Here is a 19,532-nt window from a genome sequence, read left to right as displayed (position 1 = left end):
GGCTCATACCGCGGCCCCGATCCACGTCCTGGCCTGCGTCTGGACGGCCGACCCGTCCGGATCGGCGAGCTTCCGCGCCAGGTACGCCGCCACCCACTCGCTGGTGGGCACCCGGAACGGCGGCTCGTCCTCGCTCAGCGCGCGCACCACCACCTCGGCCACCTCCCACTTGGACTGGCCGGCGCCCTCCCAGCCCGCGCCGCGCACCCAGTCGAGGTAGCCGTCGAACGTCCGCGCGTACGGCCCCGAGGCCGCCCGGATGGTCCCCCGGTTGATGTCCGGAAAAATCCCGAACTCGGTGTCTGGTACGAAGCCGGGCACGACCACGCTGACCCGCACCCCGTGCGCCGCCGCGACCGGAGCCAGGCTCTCCATGAACCCTTCGACCGCGCACTTCGCCGCCGCGTACGCCTCGTTGAACGGCTGGCCCACGACCCCGTGCACGCTGCCGATCGTCAGCAGCCGGCCACGGGCGGCACGCAGCAGCGGCATCGCGACCCGGCTCACGGCGATGACGCCGAAGAAGTTCACCTCCAGGTTGGCCCGCAGGGCCTCCATGGTGGACATCTCCATCGTCGGGTCGAAGTTGGAGACGCCGGCGTTGTTGACCACCGCGTCCAGCCGCCCGTACTCCTCCCGCACGCCCTGCAGGCACGAGTCGATGGACGCGGCGTCGGTGACGTCCAGGCGGCGGATGTCCAGCGTGACCCCGGCCTGGTCGGCCACCTCGCGCAGCGCGCCGTCCTTGCCCGGGTCGCGCATCGTCGCCACCACGGTGAACCCGGCCCTGGCGGCGGTGACCGCGGTGGCCAGGCCGATGCCGGAGGACGTACCGGTGATCAGCACGGTCATGCCGGGCTCTCCTCAAGGTTCTTGGCGCGGTTCATCAGCGGCTGGATCCCCACCGCGGGCAGGAAGGAGAACGCGGCCAGCAGCGTGCCGGCGACCATGACCACCTTGGCCGCGTCGAGCACGCCCAGGCTGCCGGTCAGCAGGGTGACCGCCGTGCCGCCGACGAGGGCGGCCAGCGGGATCACTCCCCAGGTCACGGTGCGGAAGGCCGCGTGCATCACGCCCTGGTTCTCGGCCGTCATCCGTGACTGGCGGATCGGGGCGCTGCAGACGTTGATGCACGACATGAAGAAGCCGTAGCAGCCGAACGTCACGGCGATCACGGGCGCGGCGGGCAGCGCGGGCGCGGCGAGGATGCCCAGGCCGACCAGGCAGTGCAGCAGCAGTCCCCAGGCCATGGTCCGGCCGAGGCCCAGCCGGTCGCTGATCTTGGGCGCGACGAGGGCGCCGATGACCGCGCCGCCCGCCCCGGCCGACATCGCCGCCCCGAACACGCCCACCGAGATGCCCAGGCCCTGGTAGGCCAGTACCGGCAGGACCGTGACGAAGATCGGGCCGCCCGAGTTCAGGGTCACGGCCGCGATGACCACCCGGCGCAGCACCGGATCGGCCCAGTTCAGCCGGAACCCCAGCACCAGCCGCGACCACACGGAACCCTGCTGGACGGCCTTGACCCCCCAGGGCCGCATGGCGCGGAAGCACGCCGCCGAGACCAGGTAGCTGGCCGCGTCGACGAGCAGCGCGGCCACCCCGAGCACGTGGTACAGGCCCGCCGCGATCGACGGCCCGGCCACCTCGGACACCGTGCTGCTGCCCTCAAGGCGCGAGTACGCCCGCACCAGCTTGTCCTCCGGCACCGTGGTGGGCACGGCGACGAGGTAGCCGACGTTGAAGAAGATCGTCGCGCCGCTGATCAGCGCCACGCAGACGAACAGCAACGGCGTCGACAGCACACCGAACCAGTAGGCCACGGGGATCGCCGTCACCGCCACCAGCCGTACGATGTCGCACAGCAGCATGGTCAGGCGCTTGTCCCACCGGTCGACCAGCACCCCGGCGACCGGCCCCAGCACGGGGATGCCGAGGTACTGGGCCATGGCCACGACGCCCACCTCGAATGCGGAGGCGTGCAGCACGAAGATCATCAGGGTCGGGACCACGAACACCGTGACGCGGTCGCCGACGAGGCTCACCGTCTGACCGCCCCAGTACAGGTTGAACTGCCTGCCCAGGGACTCCGGTAACCTCACGGCTCCTCCCGTACGACGAAGCCGGCGGTCTTGCCGGTGCGCTCGTTGCTGATCAGCGCGTCGACGGCCGTGACCCGGAAGGCGTGCGGGTCGTGCTGGAAGGCCGTGCTGATCGTGAACGTCGCGGACATGAGCTCCGCCCGCAGCCGTTCGGGCAGGTCCGGCGGCGCGTCCGCGTCGGTCAGCAGCAGCACGTCCACCGCGGACACCCGGCCGCGCTGCTCGGTGATGAGGATCTGCGCCCGGGAGACGCCCGGCTCGCGCTCCGCCTGGGCGAGGATGTCGTCCACGTGCAGCCCCAGTCCGCGTACCTGGACCACCGAGTCGCGGCGGCCCAGCACCCGCAGCGCCCGGTCCTCCCGGCCGCACTCGCAGGTGACGAAGCGGCCGGCGTCGCCGGTGCGGTAGCGCAGCACCGGGTTGAGCATGTCCGGGTCGAGCGTGGTGAAGTCCAGCAGCTCGTCGGCGTCGGTGTGCACGAGCTGCGCGGGCAGCGGGTGGAAGACGTCGGCCGGGCACTGCGGGGTGTTGGTGCCGATCACCCAGGTTTCCGTGCTGCCGAACATGCCCCAGCGGCGCGCGTCCGGCGCCACCACGGCCATGTCCTCGTCGAGCTGGGGGTGCCACGCCTCCCCCAGCCAGAGCACCTTGCGCAGCGCGGGCAGGCGAACGCCGGTGGCCCGCGCGTGCGCGAACCACAGCCGCAGCACGCTGGGGGTGCCGCCGAACGCGGTCACGCCCTGGGCGGCGAAGAACGACAGCCAGTCGCCGTACTCCTCCTTCGTCACCGAGCCCAGCGCGATGACCCGGCAGCCGGACAGGTCGGCGAAGGCCCCGGCCAGGAAGTGGGCGCCCCACATGCGGCCGGCACCCCAGCCGTTGACGAAGACGTCGTCCGGGTCCAGCGGCCGCCACTGCTCGTACACGCCGGCCATGTAGAACCCGGTGGGGGCGTAGCCGACCTTGGGCGCGCCGGTGCTGCCGCCGCTCTGGAACAGCCAGGTGGCACCCTGCTCGGCCTTGGGCGTCAGGTGCGCCAGCGCCACGTTCAGGTCGTCCTTAGCCAGCGGGGGAAGCGCGGCGACGTCCTCCAGCGTGAGCAGCTTGTCGCAGCCGGCGTAGCGTGGCGCCAGCGCGGGCACGGTCTTGAGCCGCTCCAGGGCTCGGCGCGGGACGCGCAGATGCGGCTCGGCCGCCTCGGGCGACAGCGAGAACGATTCGGTCATTTCTTCACCTGACTTTCGGTCAGCCAGCGGGTGTGGGCGTCGCGGTAGGCCGTCCAGCGAGCCCGGGTGACCTCGCGCTGGAGCGTGCGGTGCGGGTCGCCGTAGTCCGGGGCGATCACACCGTCGGGTTCGAGCTCGGAGAACCAGTACCGTTCGCCGTCGAACAGGAAGTCGACGCAGAAGAAGGGGATGGGCAGCTTGTCGTAGAAGTACGCCGTCGCCTCGGCCAGCTCGGGCGGGACCGGCGGGAACTCCATCGCGCCGCCCCGGCTGGCGTTGGCGACCGGCGAGCCGGGCTCGGGGATCCGCTTCATCACGGCGTACGGCTCGCCGTCGACGACGTAGACCCGGTAGTCGACCGTGCCGTCGCCCAGGTAGGGCTGGATCACGAGCGTGGTGTCGCCGCCCTGCGCGAGGCTGGCCAGGCCGCGGATCTCTTCGGCGTCGCGGGCCAGGTTCACCCCGCCGCCGCCGCACCAGCCGGACGGCTTGACGATGGCCGGGTAGGTCAGGTTCGCCAGCGCCACCTCGTACAGGTGCTTGCTGGTGTCCCGCCCGGTTCCGATGCGGAGGGTGGGCACCGGCGGGATGGGCGAATCGTGCAGGTAGAGGACCGTGGCCAGCTTGTCGTTGGCGATGGGCGACAGGCTGGGCGGGAACGACAGGTAGAAGCCGGCCTGTTCCAGCACGGCGTACAGCGCGTACTGGTTGAAGACGTCCATGGACTGGTAGGGCAGCGAGTACAACGCGGTGATGAAGAGCGTGTCCTCCGGGGTGACGAGTTCGTCGTCCACGTAGACACGCGGTTTGCCGGTCTCCAGGCCGTCGACCGTCACCGCGTCCGGGGCATGCCGGCACCAGCTCAGGCCGAGCTCGGCGGCCACCTCGGCGTAGAGGTCCCAGAAGAAGGGGTGCCACATCGCGGTGCCCCGGGTGGACTCGCGGTCGGGAAAGATCCAGCACATGCGGCGCAGCGTGCTCGGGGTCATGGTCGTCCCTCTCCGTCGGCCCACCAGCGGCGGCCCGGCTCGGGCAAGGTGTCGATCGGGTCGTAGAAGGGGAACATGCGGTCCTCGACCGGCTGGAGCCCGATTCCGTGGTTCTGGCTCCAGTACGAGATGCCGCGTTCCCGGTCGTACTCCACCACCTGATGCACCCAGCGCTTGCCGACGTAGGGCACGTCGCACACGAGCCGCGGCGTCGCGTAGCCGGGGAGGTAGCCCATGATGGCTTCCTGCAGCCGCTGGGCCTGGTGGACCGGGATCCGCCAGTGTTCCGCGTTGGGGATCAGGTCGCAGAGGTAGAAGTAGTAGGGCAGGATTCCGGCCTCGCCGTGGAGCGCGAAACAGAGGTCCAGCAGGTCTTCCGTGGTCGTGTTCACGCCGCGCAGGAGCACGCCCTGGTTGCGCACGTCCCGTACGCCCGCCTCGAACATGACCCGGGCCGCCTCGGCGACCAGCGGCGTCACCGACCGGGCGTGGTTGGCGTGGGTGTGGATGGCCAGGTTCACGCCGCGGGCGCGGGCGATGGCGGCCACCCGGCCCATCCCTTCGACCACGCGGGGCTGGAGCCAGTGCTGGGGCAGGCCGATCAGCGCCTTGCTGGCCAGGCGGACGTCCCGGACGGACTCCAGTTCGAGCAGCCGCAGCAGGAACGCCTCCAGCCGCGGCCACGGCAGGTTGGCCACGTCGCCGCCGGAGACCACCACGTCGCGTACGCCGGGCGTGCGCTTGAGGTAGTCCAGCATCAGCTCCTGCCGATCGACGGGCTTGAGCGCGAGCCGGGCCTTGACGACCTGCGGCGTCGAGGTGCCGACCAAGTCCATCCGGGTGCAGTGCCCGCAGTACTGCGGGCAGGTGGACAGCAGTTCGGCCAGCACCTTCGTCGGGTAGCGGTGGGTCAGCCCCTCCACCACCCACATCTCGGCCTCGTGCAGCGAGTCGCGGCGGGCGCGCGGATGGCTGGGCCAGACCGGATGCCGGTCGGAGCGGACCGGCAGCAGGTAGCGGCGGACCGGGTCCGCCAGGAAGGCCCGGGTGAACGCGGCCGGATCGCTCACGGGCTCCGGCGTCATCACGTTGAGCAACTGCGGCGTGATGAGCATGGACATGGTCGCGAACCGGGCCACGTCGGCCGCCAGGTCGGCGTAGAAGGACCCCTGGAGCAGGTCGCCCACCACCGCGCGCAGCTGCCCGGCGTTCTTCACGCAGTGGGCGCGCTGCCACTGGGCATCGCGCCACTGCGCGTCGGTGACGCCGCGCCAGCCCGGCAGCCGTCGCCAGTCCGGCTCGACGAGCGGACGGCGCACATAGGTGTACGGGCCGCGGGCGGCGTCGGCGTTCATCTGATGGCTCATCCGGTGAACAGCACCGCGTGGCGGGTACGGAGCTCGCGCTTGAGCACCTTGCCCGTGGGGCCGAGCGGATAGTCCTCGTCGGTCCGCGCGATGATCACGGTGGCGAGCGTGGCCAGACCGGCGTCGGCGAGGGCCTTGTTCGCCTTGTCCATGACCTCGTCGGCGGTGGCGTCGGCGGCGCCGGCCTGCAACCGCACCACGGCGATCGGGCGCTGCCCCTCCCCCGCCTTGCCGGGCACGCCCACGACCGAGCAGTCCTGGACGAGGTCGGCGCAGTCGGCGATGAGGATCTCCTCGATGGGCAGGCTGTAGACCGGCCCCGTCGCGGTGTCGATGACATCCACGGTGCGGTCGAGGTGGTAGAAATTGCCCTCGCTGTCCCGGCGCGCCACGTCCCCGGTCAGCCAGTAGCCGTTGAGCTCGAAGCTGCTGGTCAGCCGCGGGTCGTTCCAGTAGCCCGGCGTACGCGAGGGGGTGATCACGGCCAGCAGGCCGACGGTGCCGTCGGGCACCTCCTCGCCGTTCTCGTCCAGCACCGCGGCCTTGATCACCGCGTCCTGCGCCTTGCCCACGCACCGGTCGTCGCGCGGGGTCTCCGGCGCGGTCACCTGGCCGAAGAGCGCCATCCCCATCTCCGAGGAGCCGAGCCCGTCGACGAACTGGGAGCCGGGCAGCGGCTCGCCGGCGTCGCCCTGCGGAAGCAGCCACGACTTGATCAGGCCGGCGGGCCGCTCGCCGAGCTCGACCAGCCGCCTGATGTGCCCGTAATGGGCGCTGTCTCCGGTGTTGAACCAGGAGTGGACCTTCGCCGCCCCCTTGACCGGCAGCTCGCCGGTGGCCAGCTCCACGAACGTCCGGGGGAAGGAGGCCACCATGGTCGGCTGGAACGCCTCCATCACCGGCTCCACGACCGTGCGCCGCCAGTCCGCCATGACCACGGTCGGCAGTCCGAGCAGCACCGCCGTGAGGAAGTAGCTGAGCCCGCCGGCGTGGGTGTGCGGCATGAGCGACATCAGCTTGTCGTACGGCTCGGCGGGGAAGCGCAGCATCCGCGGCTGCTTGCCGTCCCAGAAGCTGCGATGCCCGAGCGTCGTCGACTTCGGGGTGCCGGTGGTGCCGGAGGAGTGGATCAACGCCACGATGTCGTCGGGAGCGTGCTGGTAGGGGTACTCCTCCGGTAAGCGGCCGGAGTCGGCGTCGTAGGCCCGTACCTCGGCGGCCAGGGCGATGAACCTGGGCCTGGTCTGCGGGGCATTGCGGTAGGCCATCTGCAGCCTGGTCGTGTCGTCGGCGACGATGCCGACGACGCCCACGTGGTCGAGGTAGCGGACCATGACGTCGGCCCGCATCGCGTCGTTGATCATCGTCGGGATGGCGCCGAGCGCCGTGAGCGCCAGGAAGTGGAGCAGCGGTTCGAGCCCTTCGGCCACCACGATGCCCACCGGCTCGCCGGGCCGCACCCCGTTGGCCCAGTACCACTTGGCGTACCGGTCGCGCAGCGCCGCGAGGTCGACCAGGCTGTGGCCGCGCAGCACCACCCGGCCTCGGTGGTCGTTGTGGTGGCTGTAGACGAACGGCACCGCCCGGTTCGGGTTGGCCGCCAGGGCGTGGTCGAGGAAGTTGCCCGCGCCCAGGCCGGGCTCGGTCATGAATCCCTGCCGGACGGCCAGGGGAGCGATGGACGTGCTGTCAGTCATGGATGTCCCTCCATCGGTACGTCGCGCTTATCTCCGCGGCCACCCGGTGCCCCGATCGGATGGCTCCTTCCATCAGTCCGAAGAACTCCGTGCTCGTCTCGGTGCCGGCCCAGTGCACCCGCCGGTGGGGGGCCGTCAGCCGCGGGCCGAGCCGCGGCCAGTCGCCCGGCCCGAACAGCGCCGCGTAACAGCCCCGGCTGTAGCGCTCGTGGACCCAGTCGGTGATGTGGCAGCCGATCGGCTCCGGCAGCCCGGGGAACAGCCGCGCCGCCTGGGCGACCGCCTGCTCGCGCTGCTCGGCGGCGGGCAGCGCGGCGTACCTGTGCGCCTCCCCGCCGGTCACGAACCCGGTCAGCACACCCACTCCGCCGTCCACCGGCGAGTCGTCCACGGTGGACAGCAAGGGGCCGCGCGCGTTGACCGACCAGCCGGACAACCCCTGCTCCCGCCAGGCCGGCGTCGGGTACACCAGGTGGACCTTCACCGCGCAGCCGGGCGCCGTACGCTCGCCGGAGCGGGTCTCGGGCAGGCCGGGCCAGTGGTCGATCGCGTCGGCGAGCGACGGCGGCACCGCGACGACCACGGCCTTGGCCCGTACCGATCCGGTCGCGGCGACGACGGTCACGCCGTCGCCGTCCTGGTGGATCGCGCGCACCGGCTCGCCCAGCCGCACCCGGTCGCCCAGTCCGGCGGCCAGCCGCCGGCACACCTGGTGCGCGCCGCCATCGATCCGGTCCTCCTGCGCGCCGCCCGCGAAGGCGTTCAGGTAGCGGATCCCGCCGCCCGAGCGCAGGTAGAAGGCCATGTGCAGGACGGACACGTCCGCCGGGTCGGCGGCCATCATCTCGCCGAGGAACAGCGGGAAGAACATCCGCGCGTCCGGATGACGCAGGTGCTCGCGCGCCCACTCGGCCGCGGTCAGCGCGTCCAGCCGGGCGGCGCCCGCCGACAGCCAGGGGGCGTCCGCGCGCACCCCGCGGTCCAGCTCGTCCAGCGCGTCGAACAGCTCGCCGAGCGCGACCGCCGACAGCGGCGGGAACCGGCCGGCCCGGGTCTGGCCCTGCCCCTCGCCGCCGAGCGCGAACCGGCTCGCGCCGGTCATGGTGGTCGGGGTGGTCTTCAGGTCCAGCTCGGCCAGCAGGGCGGTCAGGGCTGTGTGCCGGTCTCCCAGGTACGCGGCGCCCGCGTCCACCCAGACGCCCGGGGCGACCTCGATGCCGTGCGTACGGCCGCCGACCCGCTCGCGTGCCTCGAGGACGGTGACCTCGACGCCGCTCGCCACCAGGTCCGTGGCGGCGGTGAGCCCGGCCAGGCCGGCTCCCACGACGACGACGCTCATGCCGGGCTCGCGCTCTGCTCGGCGCTCGCGATCTTCTTGGCCAGGGCGCTCGGGGTCGGCGCGTCGAGGAAGTCGTCGAAATCCAGTTCAACGCCGCTGGTACGGGCGATCGCGCTCAGTACACGGGTGGCGAGCAGCGAATCCCCGCCCATGACGAAAAAGTCTGAGTCCGCGCTGACTTCCGGATTCTCCAGGACACGCTGAAATACCGCCGAGACGGCGTTGACATTCACGGAATGGTCTCCTCAAACGGTGGCGGACGCGTATCGCCGATGCGAACCGGCCCGGTCGACTTTTCCGCTCGCCGTGTAGACGAGTTCGGGGACGACGGTGATCCGGCTGGGCACGAGATGACAGGGGACGCGGTCGCGCAGGTAATCCCGGACATCGGCGGCCAGCGTCGTGCCGCCGTCGGCGGGTCGGCCGGGGACGATGTAGGCCGCGAGCGTCGTGTGGTCGGCGACGGTGACGCCCGCCACCGCCACGGCGCGCACTCGCGGATGACCGGAGATCTGCGCCTCTACCTCGCCCGGATCGACCCGGATGCCGCGGATCTTGAGCTCGTGGTCGAGCCGGCCTTCGTGCGTGAGCGTGCCGTCGGCGGCCACGCCGACCCGATCGCCGGTACGGAAGTACCGCTCGGAGCCGAGCTCGACGAACCGCTCCGCCGTCGCCTCCGGCAGGCCCCGGTAGCCCAGCGCTAGTGACGGACCGCCGACCCGCAGCTCGCCATCCTCGCTGACGTGCTGCCCGACGTGCGGCAGCGGCCGCCCGATCGGCACCCGCTCCCCCGCTCCCCCTGCTGCCAGCGGGCCGTGCAGGTCTATGGCGTGGGTGATGAGCGTCGTCTCCGTACACCCGTAGGTGTTGACCAGGCGGATCCCGTCGGTGTCGAGCGCGCGCCAGTCGGCCAGCCGCGCCGCGCTCACGGCCTCCCCGCCGATGACGACCAGCCGGACGCAGGCGGGCAGCGTGGCCCCCTCGTCCACCAGGTGGCGCACCAGCTCGTGCCAGAACGCCGACGGGAGGTCCAGCACGGTGATCCGCTCGGCGGCGATCATGCGCAGCATGCGATGGAACGATCCCGAGTGTGCGTGGTCGTGGAAGACCAGCGTCGCGCCGGTGGTGAGGGTGGGCAGGATCTCCTCTAAGCAGGTGTCCCAGTTCAGGGACGCGAACTGCAGGACGCGGTCTTCGGGGGTGAGGCCGAACAGCTCCCGCAGCGCGCCGGTCACGACGGCGATGGCCCGCCTCGGGGTCACCACGGGCTTGGGCGCGCCGGTGGATCCGGACGTGAACAGGATGTAGGCCGGATCGTCCCCGGCGACGACGACCTCCGTGTCCGGTGTACGGGCGGCCTGGCCCGCTTCGGCGCGGGAGGGGAGATCGGGAAGATCCACCAGGCGCACGCCGGGCTCACTGGGGTCGGCGGGATCATTGGGACTGCTGGTGGGCTTGGTGGGCTTGGTGGAATTGGTGGTGGGGATCAGCGTCGTGCACCCGCTCGCCGACATCAGCGCCCGCCGCCTCGGCAACGGGAATCCCGGATCGATCGGTACGTACGTTCCGCCCGCCACCAGGATGCCGAGCAGGGCGGCCACCGTCTCCGGCGACCGGGACGCCAGCACCCCGACCACCCCGGGACGCGGGCCCAGCCGCCGGCCGGTCGCGCACATCCACGCGTGGAGTTGGGCGTAGGTGAGGGTCTGGCCGTTGTACGCGATGGCCGGGCGGTCGGGATGGCGGCCGGCCGCGCCGGCGAAGTCCTTGATCAGGTCGTACGGATAAAACAAGGTTGCCTCTTTCCGAGCTGACCCCGGGGAGCACCGCGTATTTTCATCCCACGGTCATTCGACGTCGAATGCACCCCGGAGAACGCGTTCAGAGTGCCGCACGGCGCTGCAGGGGGGCTTGATTCCGGAAGGATTTCTACTGGACTGCGTCTCGTGTCTTTCGTATGGCGGCCTGTAACCACGACGTGCCAGACGGGGAGCGATATGCCAGACGGATTAGAACTGCAGGGCCTCGGCCAAGCGCTGAAGATCGGACTGCTGGGAGCGGTGCGAGCGTGGCACGGACATCAGGAGGTCTTACTCGGACCACCCCGGCAGCGGGCGGTGCTGGCCTTGCTGGCGCTGGAGGCGGGCCGGACCGTGTCGGTCGAACGATTGATCGAAGGGCTGTGGGGAGAGCGGGCCCCCACGGGCGCCCGGGGCATGGTGCAGGGGTACGTCTCGCGGCTGCGGCCCGCCCTGGCCAGAGCCAACGTCACGATCGCGTACTACTCGCAGGGTTACCTGCTCAGGCTCGCCGCTGAGCAGGTGGACGTACACGAGTTCAGGAACGCGGTCGCCCGCGCGCGGACGATGGAGTCCGCCGAGGCACGGGCCGCCGGGCTCAGACGCGCGCTGGCGCTGTGGCGGGGCGAGCCCTTGAGCGGCGTCTCCGGCGGAGGGCTGCTGGACCTGCTGCGCGACGCCCTCGTCGAGGAACGGCTCGCGGTCACCGAGGAATGCCTGAACGCCGAGACGCGGGCGGGCCGGCACGCCGGGCTGGTCCCCGAGCTGATCGCGCTCGTCGCGGAGAACCCGTTCCGGGAGGGCCTGGTCGGCTTGCTCATGCTGGCGCTGTACCGGGCGGGCCGGCGGGTGGACGCGCTGGAGCGCTACGAACGCACCCGCCGCCGCCTCATCGAGGAGCTGGGTCTGGACCCCAGTCCCGAGCTGCGGCAACTGCGCCAGCGGATCCTCCGGGGGAAGGTCTCCACCATCAGGTCACCCGACCTTTCGGCTCTCAACGGGGTCGCTCTCAACGAGGGCGAGACGTGGGACGCGTCGGCGATGCCGGCGCAACTGCCGCCGGAGCCGGGGCAGTTCACCGGGCGGGCGGCCGAGCTCCGTCTCCTGGACTCGGCCGCGACCGGCGGCGACACGGCGGCGATCTCCATGGTCACGGGCACGGGCGGGGTGGGGAAGACGGCGCTGGCCGTCCACTGGGGGCACCGGATGCGCTCGCTGTTCCCGGACGGCCAGCTCTACGTCAACCTGCGCGGCCACTCGCCGGAGCGTCCGCTGCGCCCGATCGAGGCGCTCGGGCAGTTCCTGCGCGGGCTCGGCGTGCCCGCCGAACGGGTGCCGCACGCGGAGGAGGAGGCCAGCGCCGCCTATCGCAGCCTGCTCGCCGACAGGAGGGTCCTGGTGATCCTGGACGACGCGGGCAGCGAGGAGCAGGTCCGTCCGCTCCTGCCCGGCGGCCGGCGCTGCGCCACCGTGATCACCAGCCGGGACCGGCTGACCGGCCTCGTCGCCCGGGACGGCGTGATCCCCGTTCCGCTCGGCATGCTGGCCCCGGACGAGGCGGGCACCCTGGTCGGCCGGCTCCTCGGCGACGAGCGCCTGGCGGCCGAGCGGGACGCCGCCCGTGAGCTGGCCAGTGCCTGCGGCTACCTGCCACTGGCGCTGCGCGTCGCGGCGGCCGGCGTCCTCGGCCGACCCGCCGGGGGCATCGCCGGCCAGGTGCGCCGCCTCGCCGGGACCCGGCTGTCCTCGCTGGCGGTCAACGGGGATCCGCACGCGGCGGTGCGTGGGGCGTTCGACCTGTCCTATCGTCGTCTGGACCCGCCGTCACGGCGGCTGTTCCGGCTGCTCGGCCTCATCCCCGGGCCGACGTTCACCGCCGAGACCGCCGCCGCGCTCTCCGGTGCGCCCCCGGACGAGACCGACCTCCTGCTGTGCCGGCTCGCCGCCGCGCACCTCATCGAGGAGAGTGAGCCGGGCCGTTACACCTTCCACGACCTGATGCGGGAGTACGCCCGCGAGCGTGCCCGAGCCGAGGAGAGCGAGCTCGACCGTACCCTCGCCGAAGCCCTGACACGCCTCGCGCGCCCCCGGCGGGAGCCGGAGGCGCGCGATTCACTCCAGGATCAGGGCTTCTTCCAGGGCTCGAAGTAGGCCACCGTCGCGAAGTCGATCTCCAGCGCGTCGGGCGGGCTCCCGCCTGTCGCGCTCGATCCGGTCACGAAGATCCGGACCCCGGCACCGCCGGCCGCGTCCACGGCGAGCGCGTGCGCGTTGTCCGAGGCGCCGGCCGGGCCGTCGTAGTGGCCCGTCCAGGTCTGCCCGCCGGTCGCGGCGTCGTAGGCGATCGTCACGTAGTCGCCGCCCCTGGCCACGTCGTCCGTGCTCTGACCGGTGACGACGACCTTGCCGCCGTCCGGCGTCACGGCGAGGTCCCAGGCGACGTCGTCGCCCTTCGCCTGGCCGTCGTAGCGCTGGACCCAGGACCGCTTACCCGTGGCGGGATCGTAGGCGATCGTGGTGTAGTCCGACCGCGTCCCTTCGCCCTCGGTGTTGCCGGTGACGTACAGCTTGCCGCCGCCGGGCGCCAGGGTGATGTCGTGCGGGTTGTCGCTGCCGTGCGCGGCGCCGTCGTAGCGGTCCGCCCAGATCTCCTTTCCTGAGGTGGTGTCGTAGGCGATCGTGGTCATGTCCGTCTGCGTGCCGGGGGCTTGGCTGGCTCCGGTGATGAAGACCGACTTACCGTCCTGGGCGACCGACATGCCGACGGGGATGTCGATGCTGTTCGACGGGCCGTTGTGCCGGGCCGTCCAGAGTTGCTCGCCGGTGCGGGCGTCGTAGGCGACCGTGCCCCAGTCGGACAGGCCGGTGCCGGGCTCGCCCTGGCTCTGGCCGGTGACGACGAGCTTGGACCCGTCCGGCGTCACCTTGATCGCCCTGGCGTCGTCGGTGGCCGCTCCGGGCCCGTCGTAGTACGCGAGCCATGTACGCTCACCGCTGTCGGCGTTGTAGGCGACCGTGAAGAAGTCGTCCTTGCCGCCCTCGGCCAGCGTGGACATCCCGGTGACGTAGACGCTCTTCCCGTCGGGCCCGATCGTCAGCGCGTTGGCGAAGTCCGACAGACCCGCCGGCCCGGTGTGCCGGGCGATCCAGCGCTCCTGGCCGGTGGCGGTGTCGTACGCGATCGTGACCGCGTCGTTGCCGGTCTCCTTCCCGGCGCTCGTGCCGGTGACGAAGAGCTTGCTCCCGTCGGGGCTCACCTCGAGCGCGTGCGGTTCGTCATAGTTCCCCGCGGGGCCCGTGTAGCCCTTGCTCCACAGCTCGGCGCCGGTCGCCGCGTCGTAGGCGACGGTCTCGATCCGCGGGCTGAGCATGCCGGGCGAGGACCCGAAGCTCGCGCCGGTCACGTAGACCCGCTTGCCCTTGGGGTCCAGGGCGATGAACTCGGCGGAGTCCTGCCCGCCCGTGACTCCGTGGGTGGCCGCCCATGTCTCGGGCACCGGACGCAGGATGACGGGGACGCGTACGGTGTGGCGGCTGTCCTTCCAGATGAGCCGCCCGCCCTGGTAGCTGTTCATCGGGGCGGTAGTGCGGGTGAAGGAGACCGCGAACGACTTCGTCTGCCCCGCCCGCAGCGTGATCCGGCTCGGTGTGACCTTGGCCGTGATCCCGGTCAGGCCGGCGGTGGAGGCGGTGTACGTGGCGGTCGAGCGGCCGACGTTGGTGACCTTGCGGGTCACCGTCTGGGTGCCGGCCATCCGCCCGAGCGAGATCGAGGGCACGTTCAGCTCACGCGCCTGGAGCGAATAGCCCTTCTTGGCCAGCGCGTCGCAGACCTGGTCCGACACGCCCTTGGTCGTGGCGCACAGGAACGCGATCCAGTCCTTGATGCCGCTGTCGTAGACCAGGCCGGGGTCGGCGGCGCTGTTCGGGGTGACGTGGCCGGCACCCTGGCTGAAGATCACCGACGGGTCGGTGCCGGGCCCGTCGAGGATGTCGGAGCCGCTCGTCATCAGCGCCGACTTGATCGCCATCGGCGACCAGTCCGGGTGCAGGTCCTTCAGCAGCGCGGCGAGCCCGGCGACGTGCGGGGCCGCCATCGAGGTGCCGCTGGAGATGTTGAACTCGGCCCCGTTGGCGCCCGGCGGCGCGAACGCCGCGAGGATGTCCTGCCCCGGAGCGATCACATCCGGCTTCAGCAGGTCGCCGCCCGCGGCGTACAGCGGGCCGCGCGAGGAGAACTCCGCGACGTACGGAGCCGGCGTGTTGTTGTTGATCTTGGCCTGGTCGATCGTCGCCGTCGCGCCGTCGGCGGCGGCGTAGTCCTTGACGGCCTGCCTGTCCTTGACTGCGAGGTGCACCGTGGGCAGGGAGTGGAGGTCGGCGTTGAGCGAGTTCTCGTCGGTGTTGGTGAGGATCATGCCGACGCCGCCCGCCTCGGCGACGGCCACGCTCTTGTTGACGCGGGGCGTCTCGCCGCGGTCGCAGACGACGATCTTGCCTTTCACCTTGGCCGGGTCGAGCACCGCCTTGCCGTCGTTGTCCCTGGCGGCGTAGCACTGCGCCAGCCGTGTCGGATCGGCGCCGGGCAGCCCCGCCGCCGTGGCGTCCACGAGCGGCGCGGGCCCGACCTTGGTGGCGGCCAGCGAGGCGCCGCTGTAAGTGGTGCCGTTGCCGAGCGTCGCCGACCCCTGCGTGCCGCGGTTGTGCGTACCGGCCGCGACCGTGGTCACCCAGGGAGACGGGTGCGCCACGGTGGCGGCGGCCGGGCCGCTGTTGCCGCCCGCGGCGGCGACGAAGACGCCCGCCTCCGCGGCGGACAGGAACGCCATCTCCGCCGGGTCGAGGAAGTCCGACTGCGTACCCGAGACCGAGTAGTTGATGACGTCGACACCGTCCGCCACCGCCTGGTCGATGGCGGCGACCAGGTCCGAGTAGTAGCCGTTGGCCGTCGAGGCGTCCTGCGTCGACCAGAGCGCCTTGTAGGCGGCGATCCGGGCCCGCGGCGCGATGCCGCTGATCTTGCCGAACGCCGCGGCCGCCCCGGTCGCCGGCACGCCGTAGTTGCCGCCCGAGGTGGAGGAGGTGTGCGTGCCGTGCCCGTTGTAGTCGCGCGGCGACAGGAACTCCCACGGGAGCTGCTCCTTGATTCCCGCGTCACCGCCCCACCCGGCGTCGAAGTGCTTGGCGGCGATCAGCTTGCCGTTGCACATCCCGCTGTTCCAGGAGTCGTCCGGGCTCCCCGTCGTACACGTGCCGTGGAATCCGCGAACCGGGCCGTACGGCTTCCCGTCCGCGTCGCGGCCGTCGAAGCTCTTGCTGGCCGGCCAGATGCCGCTGTCGATCACGCCGATGACCAGGCCCTCGCCGGCGCCCTTGCCCGGGCGCTTGCCGGTGGGCCCGCCCAGCTGGTCCCAGAGTCCGCCGCGCGCGTCCAGCCCGAGGAAGGACGGCGTCGAGGACGTCTGCACCGAGACCTTCTTGTCCTCGACCACGGTCACGACGTCGGACATCGCGCGCAGCTGCGACGCCTGGGACGCGGTCAGGCGGGCGGCGAAACCGCCGTAGGAGTAGGCGTACTCGTAGACCTTCTCACCGCCGACCTTCTTGAGCGCGGCGTCGTGCCGGCCGCGCAGGTGGTCGACGTACCTGGTCACCTCGGTGGAGCGGGGATCGATCTTCTCGCCCCGCTGCGGCTTGGTCTCGGACAGCCCGGCCACGTCGCCCTCGTACGTCACGACGGGGTCGGCGGCCATCTGCACGATGTAGGTCTTCTGCTGTTCCGGTTCGGCTTCCGCGGTCACCGGACCGGGCCAGGCCGCTCCGGTCAGCGTCAATCCGGCTAATGCCATGGCCGCCACCAGCCGGCGGCGCCTGCTGGTAGTGCGTCCAGGAGATGTGGACAGATCCATCGTCGCCCCTCAGTGCATCGCCGCGGATCACGCGGACGATCGCCGAGGCTATTGAGAGCCGGCCGGAAGGAGCATCCGTACCGTATACGGATTTTTGGCCGCCACTTACCGCGGGTTTAAGATCCGGTAGCCTGCTCATGCTGATACCAGCAGGTAGGGGGTTCGCCACATGCCCTTGGGACCGGCCCGCATCGCCCCCTCGGGCTCCCTGTCCGACGTGCTCGTCGGCCGTCAGGCGGAGCTCGCGATCCTGCGCACGGTCATCACCGCTCCGCCCTCCCTCGCCCTGATCGAAGGCGAGGCGGGCATCGGCAAGAGCCGGCTGGTGAGCGAGCTGCTGGCCACACCCGGCCTGGCCGGGATCCGCCGGCTCGTGGGCCAGTGCGAGCAGCTTCAGGAACCCCTTCCGCTGTCCCCCCTGCTCGACGCCTTCCGCCTGGCCGGGGCCGAGCTCGCCCGGTCCCGCCCGGTCAACCCCGTCATCGGGGCGCTCGCGCCGCTGCTCCCCGAGATCGCCGAGCACCTGCCACCGCCCCTGCCGCCGCTGCCCGACCAGCGGGCGGAGCGGCACCGGGTGTTCCGGGCGGCCGTGGCCCTGCTCGACCATCTGAGCCCGCTGGTGCTGATCCTGGAGGACGTGCACTGGGCCGACAGCGGCACCCACGACTTCCTCGCCTTCCTCGCCGCCCACCAGCCGAGGCACCTGTCGGTGATCCTCACGGTCCGTACGGAGGCGGGGCTGCTCCCGATCCGGGAGGCCTTCGCCCGCGCGCCGTCGGGGCCGGCGCGGTCGGTCAGCCTCACCCCGCTGAGCAGGCCCGAGGTGGCCGAGCTGGCGCGGAGCATCCTGATGGCCGAGCTGCCGCCCACCTTCGCCGCCCTTTTGTACGAGAAGACGGGCGGCATCCCGTTCGTGGTGGAGGAGGTGCTCCGTACACTCCTGGAGCGCCTGCCCGCGAGCGAGATCCCCGGCCGGTCGGACGTCCTGGCCGAGCTCGCCGTTCCGACGGTGTTGCGCGACGTGGTGCTGCGACGGCTGTCCTCGCTCGACGACGCGGCGCAGGAGATCCTCGGCGCCGCCGCGGTCATCGGCATGACGCCCGATGACCGGGTGCTCGCGGAAGTCACGGAGCGCGGCCCGGCGCAGATCGCCCGTGCTCTCGGGCAGGCGCAGGCGGTCGGACTCCTGCACGAGGAGGACGGCCGGTGCCGGTTCCGGCACGCCCTGGCGCGGCAGATCGTGTACGAGTCCGTAGCCGTGTCCGGCCGGCGGTGGCTGCATCTCAGGACCGCGCGGGCCCTGGAGTCGGTGGCCGGTCCCCGACCGGTGGCCAGGCTCGCCCACCATTTCCGGCTCGCGGGCCGGACGACGGAGTTCGTCGGCAACGCCGAGGCCGCCGCCGACACCGCCCTGTCCCACGGCAACGACGCCACGGCGGCGCGGTTCCTGCTCCAGGCGCTGGAGATCGGCGAGCTACCCCGTGAGCTGCGCGTGCGGTTGGCCGTCAAGCTCGGCCGGGTGGCGGTCGACGGGCTGGCGCACACCCAGGCCGTACCGATACTCGAACGCCTGCTGGCCACCGAGCCGCTCCCCGCTCCGCTGCGTGGCGAGCTGCGCTTCGCCCTCGGCCGCCTGCTGCGTCAGCAGGGTGAGGCGCGGGCGGGCTACCTGCAGATCGAGGGCGCGATCGACGACCTCGCGGAGCGGCCCGCGCTCCTCGGCCGCGCGCTCGCCGTGCTCGCCGTACCGGAGACCGTGGTGAACCGGCACGTCAGCGAGCACACCGCGCGCTGCGAGCAGGCCGAGGAGGCCTCGCGTCGCAGCGGCGACCGGGACGTCGACATCGCGGTACGCATCGCGCGGGCGTCGCTTCTTCTGGAACAGGGCGACCCGGGAAGCTGGCGGCTGATCGATGACCTGCTGCGCGACGACGGTCTGCGGTCGGCGCCCAAAGAGCACGCCCGCGCCTGCCTCAACTGGGCGCAGGGCGCCCTGCACATCGGCCGGCTCGAACGCGCGCAGGGCCTGCTGGCCGAGGGCCGTCAGGCCGCCGACCAGGCCGAATATCTCCGGGTGGCGGACGTCGTCGAACTGGTGACGGCCGCCGTCGACCGAGCCGCCGGACGGTGGGAGGGGCTGGAACACCGCCTGCGTCCGCTGGAGGGCGCGTCGGCCACGTTCGCCGCCGGGTCCCTGGACTCGCGGCTGATGCGGGGCGCGCTGCTGGCGGCGAGGGGCCCGGCCGAGGAGGCCGTGACGGGCCTGGGCGAGGTGATCGCGATCGCCGAACGGGTCGGCGCCGTCTGGCCGCTCATCTCCGCCCGCATGACGCTGTCCCGGCTCCTGCTGACCCTCGACGACGCCGTGGGCGCCGTCGAGCAGGCCACCGCCGGGCTCGACCAGGTGCGGGCCAAGGGGAACTGGGTCTGGGGCGCCGAGACCGTACTGTGCCTCGTGGACGCCCTGGACACCCTCGGGAAGGCCGGCGAGGCCGCCGCGCTGGTCGACGAGCTGAGCGCCGCGATCGACGGCGCCGACGCGCCGATCGCGCAGGCCGCCGCGCTGAGCGCCCGGGCCGTCATCGCCCGCTTCCGGGCGGATCAGCTGACGGCCGAGCGGCTGATCGACGCGGCGCGCACCACGCTGCGGGAGGCCGGGCTCCGCTACGAGGAGGCACTGGCCGGCGAGCGCCTGGGCAGGTGGCGCTGCGAACGTGGCGCGGCCGACGGTGGCGACCTGCTCGAAAGCGCGCTGCGACGGTACGGGGCGATGGGCGCGGACCGGGACATCGCCCGCATCTGCCGGATCATGCGGCAGAACGGGGTGCCCATCCCCTATCCGTGGCGCGGCGGGCGGCCCTCTCATGGGCAGACGCTGTCGTCACGGGAGCGGGAGGTGGCGCTGCTGGCGGCGGCGGGGAAGACCAACCAGGAGATCGCAACCGAGCTGTTCCTGTCCAGGCGGACCGTGGAGAGCCACGTCTCCAGCTCGCTGCGCAAGCTCGGCCTGCTGTCGCGCAAGGAGCTCCGGGGCCTCACGGCGTTCCCGGCCGACCCGTCGGACTCGCCTGTCTGAGCCGAGCCCGGCGGCTCTTCCAGGTCCG

12 protein-coding genes are annotated in these 19,532 nt (G+C 72.1%); 2 read left to right on the top strand and 10 right to left on the bottom strand.

Translation table 11 applies throughout. The annotated features are described in order from the left end of the window. Positions 1–3 precede the first annotated feature (3 nt). Genes AB0C30_RS34340 through AB0C30_RS34300 form a run of 9 tightly spaced genes read right to left on the bottom strand, consistent with a single transcriptional unit; the run spans position 4 to position 10,513 of the window. A complete protein-coding gene (locus AB0C30_RS34340; RefSeq protein WP_357952290.1) occupies positions 4–852 on the bottom strand; it encodes an SDR family NAD(P)-dependent oxidoreductase in 849 nt (282 codons plus the stop codon). Then, on the bottom strand, positions 849–2,102 hold the full coding sequence (locus AB0C30_RS34335; protein ID WP_357952289.1) for an MFS transporter: 1,254 nt from the start codon (positions 2,100–2,102) through the stop codon (positions 849–851). Before AB0C30_RS34335 ends, AB0C30_RS34340 begins: the two co-directional genes overlap by 4 nt. Then, entirely contained in the window at positions 2,099–3,328 is a 1,230-nt protein-coding gene (locus tag AB0C30_RS34330; protein WP_357952288.1) for an AMP-binding protein, read from the bottom strand. The genes AB0C30_RS34335 and AB0C30_RS34330 overlap by 4 nt, the downstream gene beginning before the upstream one ends. After that, positions 3,325–4,317: a hypothetical protein gene (locus AB0C30_RS34325; RefSeq protein ID WP_357952287.1), complete on the bottom strand. Its 993-nt coding sequence runs from the start codon at positions 4,315–4,317 to the stop codon at positions 3,325–3,327. The genes AB0C30_RS34330 and AB0C30_RS34325 overlap by 4 nt, the downstream gene beginning before the upstream one ends. Beyond that, a complete protein-coding gene (locus tag AB0C30_RS34320) occupies positions 4,314–5,684 on the bottom strand; it encodes a lysine 2,3-aminomutase (protein WP_357952286.1) in 1,371 nt (456 codons plus the stop codon). The genes AB0C30_RS34325 and AB0C30_RS34320 overlap by 4 nt, the downstream gene beginning before the upstream one ends. Continuing rightward, complete coding sequence (locus tag AB0C30_RS34315; RefSeq protein WP_357952285.1) at positions 5,681–7,381, bottom strand: class I adenylate-forming enzyme family protein; 1,701 nt, start codon at positions 7,379–7,381, stop codon at positions 5,681–5,683. The genes AB0C30_RS34320 and AB0C30_RS34315 overlap by 4 nt, the downstream gene beginning before the upstream one ends. Then, complete coding sequence (locus AB0C30_RS34310; protein WP_357952284.1) at positions 7,374–8,720, bottom strand: FAD-dependent oxidoreductase; 1,347 nt, start codon at positions 8,718–8,720, stop codon at positions 7,374–7,376. The genes AB0C30_RS34315 and AB0C30_RS34310 overlap by 8 nt, the downstream gene beginning before the upstream one ends. Then, complete coding sequence (locus AB0C30_RS34305) at positions 8,717–8,953, bottom strand: phosphopantetheine-binding protein (protein ID WP_357952283.1); 237 nt, start codon at positions 8,951–8,953, stop codon at positions 8,717–8,719. The genes AB0C30_RS34310 and AB0C30_RS34305 overlap by 4 nt, the downstream gene beginning before the upstream one ends. Positions 8,954–8,965: 12 nt before the next feature. Then, positions 8,966–10,513: an amino acid adenylation domain-containing protein gene (locus AB0C30_RS34300; RefSeq protein ID WP_357952282.1), complete on the bottom strand. Its 1,548-nt coding sequence runs from the start codon at positions 10,511–10,513 to the stop codon at positions 8,966–8,968. A gap of 204 nt (positions 10,514–10,717) precedes the next feature. On the opposite strand from AB0C30_RS34300, the gene AB0C30_RS34295 reads away from it, so the two are divergent. After that, the gene (locus AB0C30_RS34295) at positions 10,718–12,670 is read left to right on the top strand and encodes a BTAD domain-containing putative transcriptional regulator (RefSeq protein ID WP_357952281.1); all 1,953 of its coding nucleotides are present in this window, start codon (positions 10,718–10,720) and stop codon (positions 12,668–12,670) included. Here the strand turns inward: AB0C30_RS34295 and AB0C30_RS34290 are convergent. Continuing rightward, positions 12,643–16,428 carry a S8 family serine peptidase gene (locus AB0C30_RS34290; protein WP_357952280.1) on the bottom strand — a complete coding sequence of 1,262 codons (3,786 nt, stop codon included), beginning with the start codon at positions 16,426–16,428 and terminating at the stop codon, positions 12,643–12,645. The genes AB0C30_RS34295 and AB0C30_RS34290 overlap by 28 nt on opposite strands. 169 nt (positions 16,429–16,597) lie before the next feature. Between AB0C30_RS34290 and AB0C30_RS34285 the strand changes: the two genes are divergently transcribed. After that, entirely contained in the window at positions 16,598–19,504 is a 2,907-nt protein-coding gene (locus AB0C30_RS34285) for an AAA family ATPase (RefSeq protein ID WP_357952279.1), read from the top strand. The last annotated feature ends 28 nt before the right edge of the window (positions 19,505–19,532 follow it).

It is taken from the genome of Nonomuraea sp. NPDC048901 (assembly GCF_040649695.1).
Lineage (GTDB): Bacteria > Actinomycetota > Actinomycetes > Streptosporangiales > Streptosporangiaceae > Nonomuraea.
This window is presented reverse-complemented; position numbering and strand designations above follow the sequence as displayed.

Bases quoted from the DNA above. Each gene is read 5' to 3' on its own strand.
- AB0C30_RS34330 (WP_357952288.1), bottom strand. From the start codon at position 3,328: ATGACCGAATCGTTCTCGCTGTCGCCCGAGGCGGCCGAGCCGCATCTG.
- AB0C30_RS34295 (WP_357952281.1), top strand. From the start codon at position 10,718: ATGCCAGACGGATTAGAACTGCAGGGCCTCGGCCAAGCGCTGAAGATC.
- AB0C30_RS34290 (WP_357952280.1), bottom strand. From the start codon at position 16,428: ATGGATCTGTCCACATCTCCTGGACGCACTACCAGCAGGCGCCGCCGG.
- AB0C30_RS34325 (WP_357952287.1), bottom strand. From the start codon at position 4,317: ATGACCCCGAGCACGCTGCGCCGCATGTGCTGGATCTTTCCCGACCGC.
- AB0C30_RS34310 (WP_357952284.1), bottom strand. From the start codon at position 8,720: ATGAGCGTCGTCGTCGTGGGAGCCGGCCTGGCCGGGCTCACCGCCGCC.
- AB0C30_RS34320 (WP_357952286.1), bottom strand. From the start codon at position 5,684: ATGAGCCATCAGATGAACGCCGACGCCGCCCGCGGCCCGTACACCTAT.
- AB0C30_RS34340 (WP_357952290.1), bottom strand. From the start codon at position 852: ATGACCGTGCTGATCACCGGTACGTCCTCCGGCATCGGCCTGGCCACC.
- AB0C30_RS34285 (WP_357952279.1), top strand. From the start codon at position 16,598: ATGCCCTTGGGACCGGCCCGCATCGCCCCCTCGGGCTCCCTGTCCGAC.
- AB0C30_RS34315 (WP_357952285.1), bottom strand. From the start codon at position 7,381: ATGACTGACAGCACGTCCATCGCTCCCCTGGCCGTCCGGCAGGGATTC.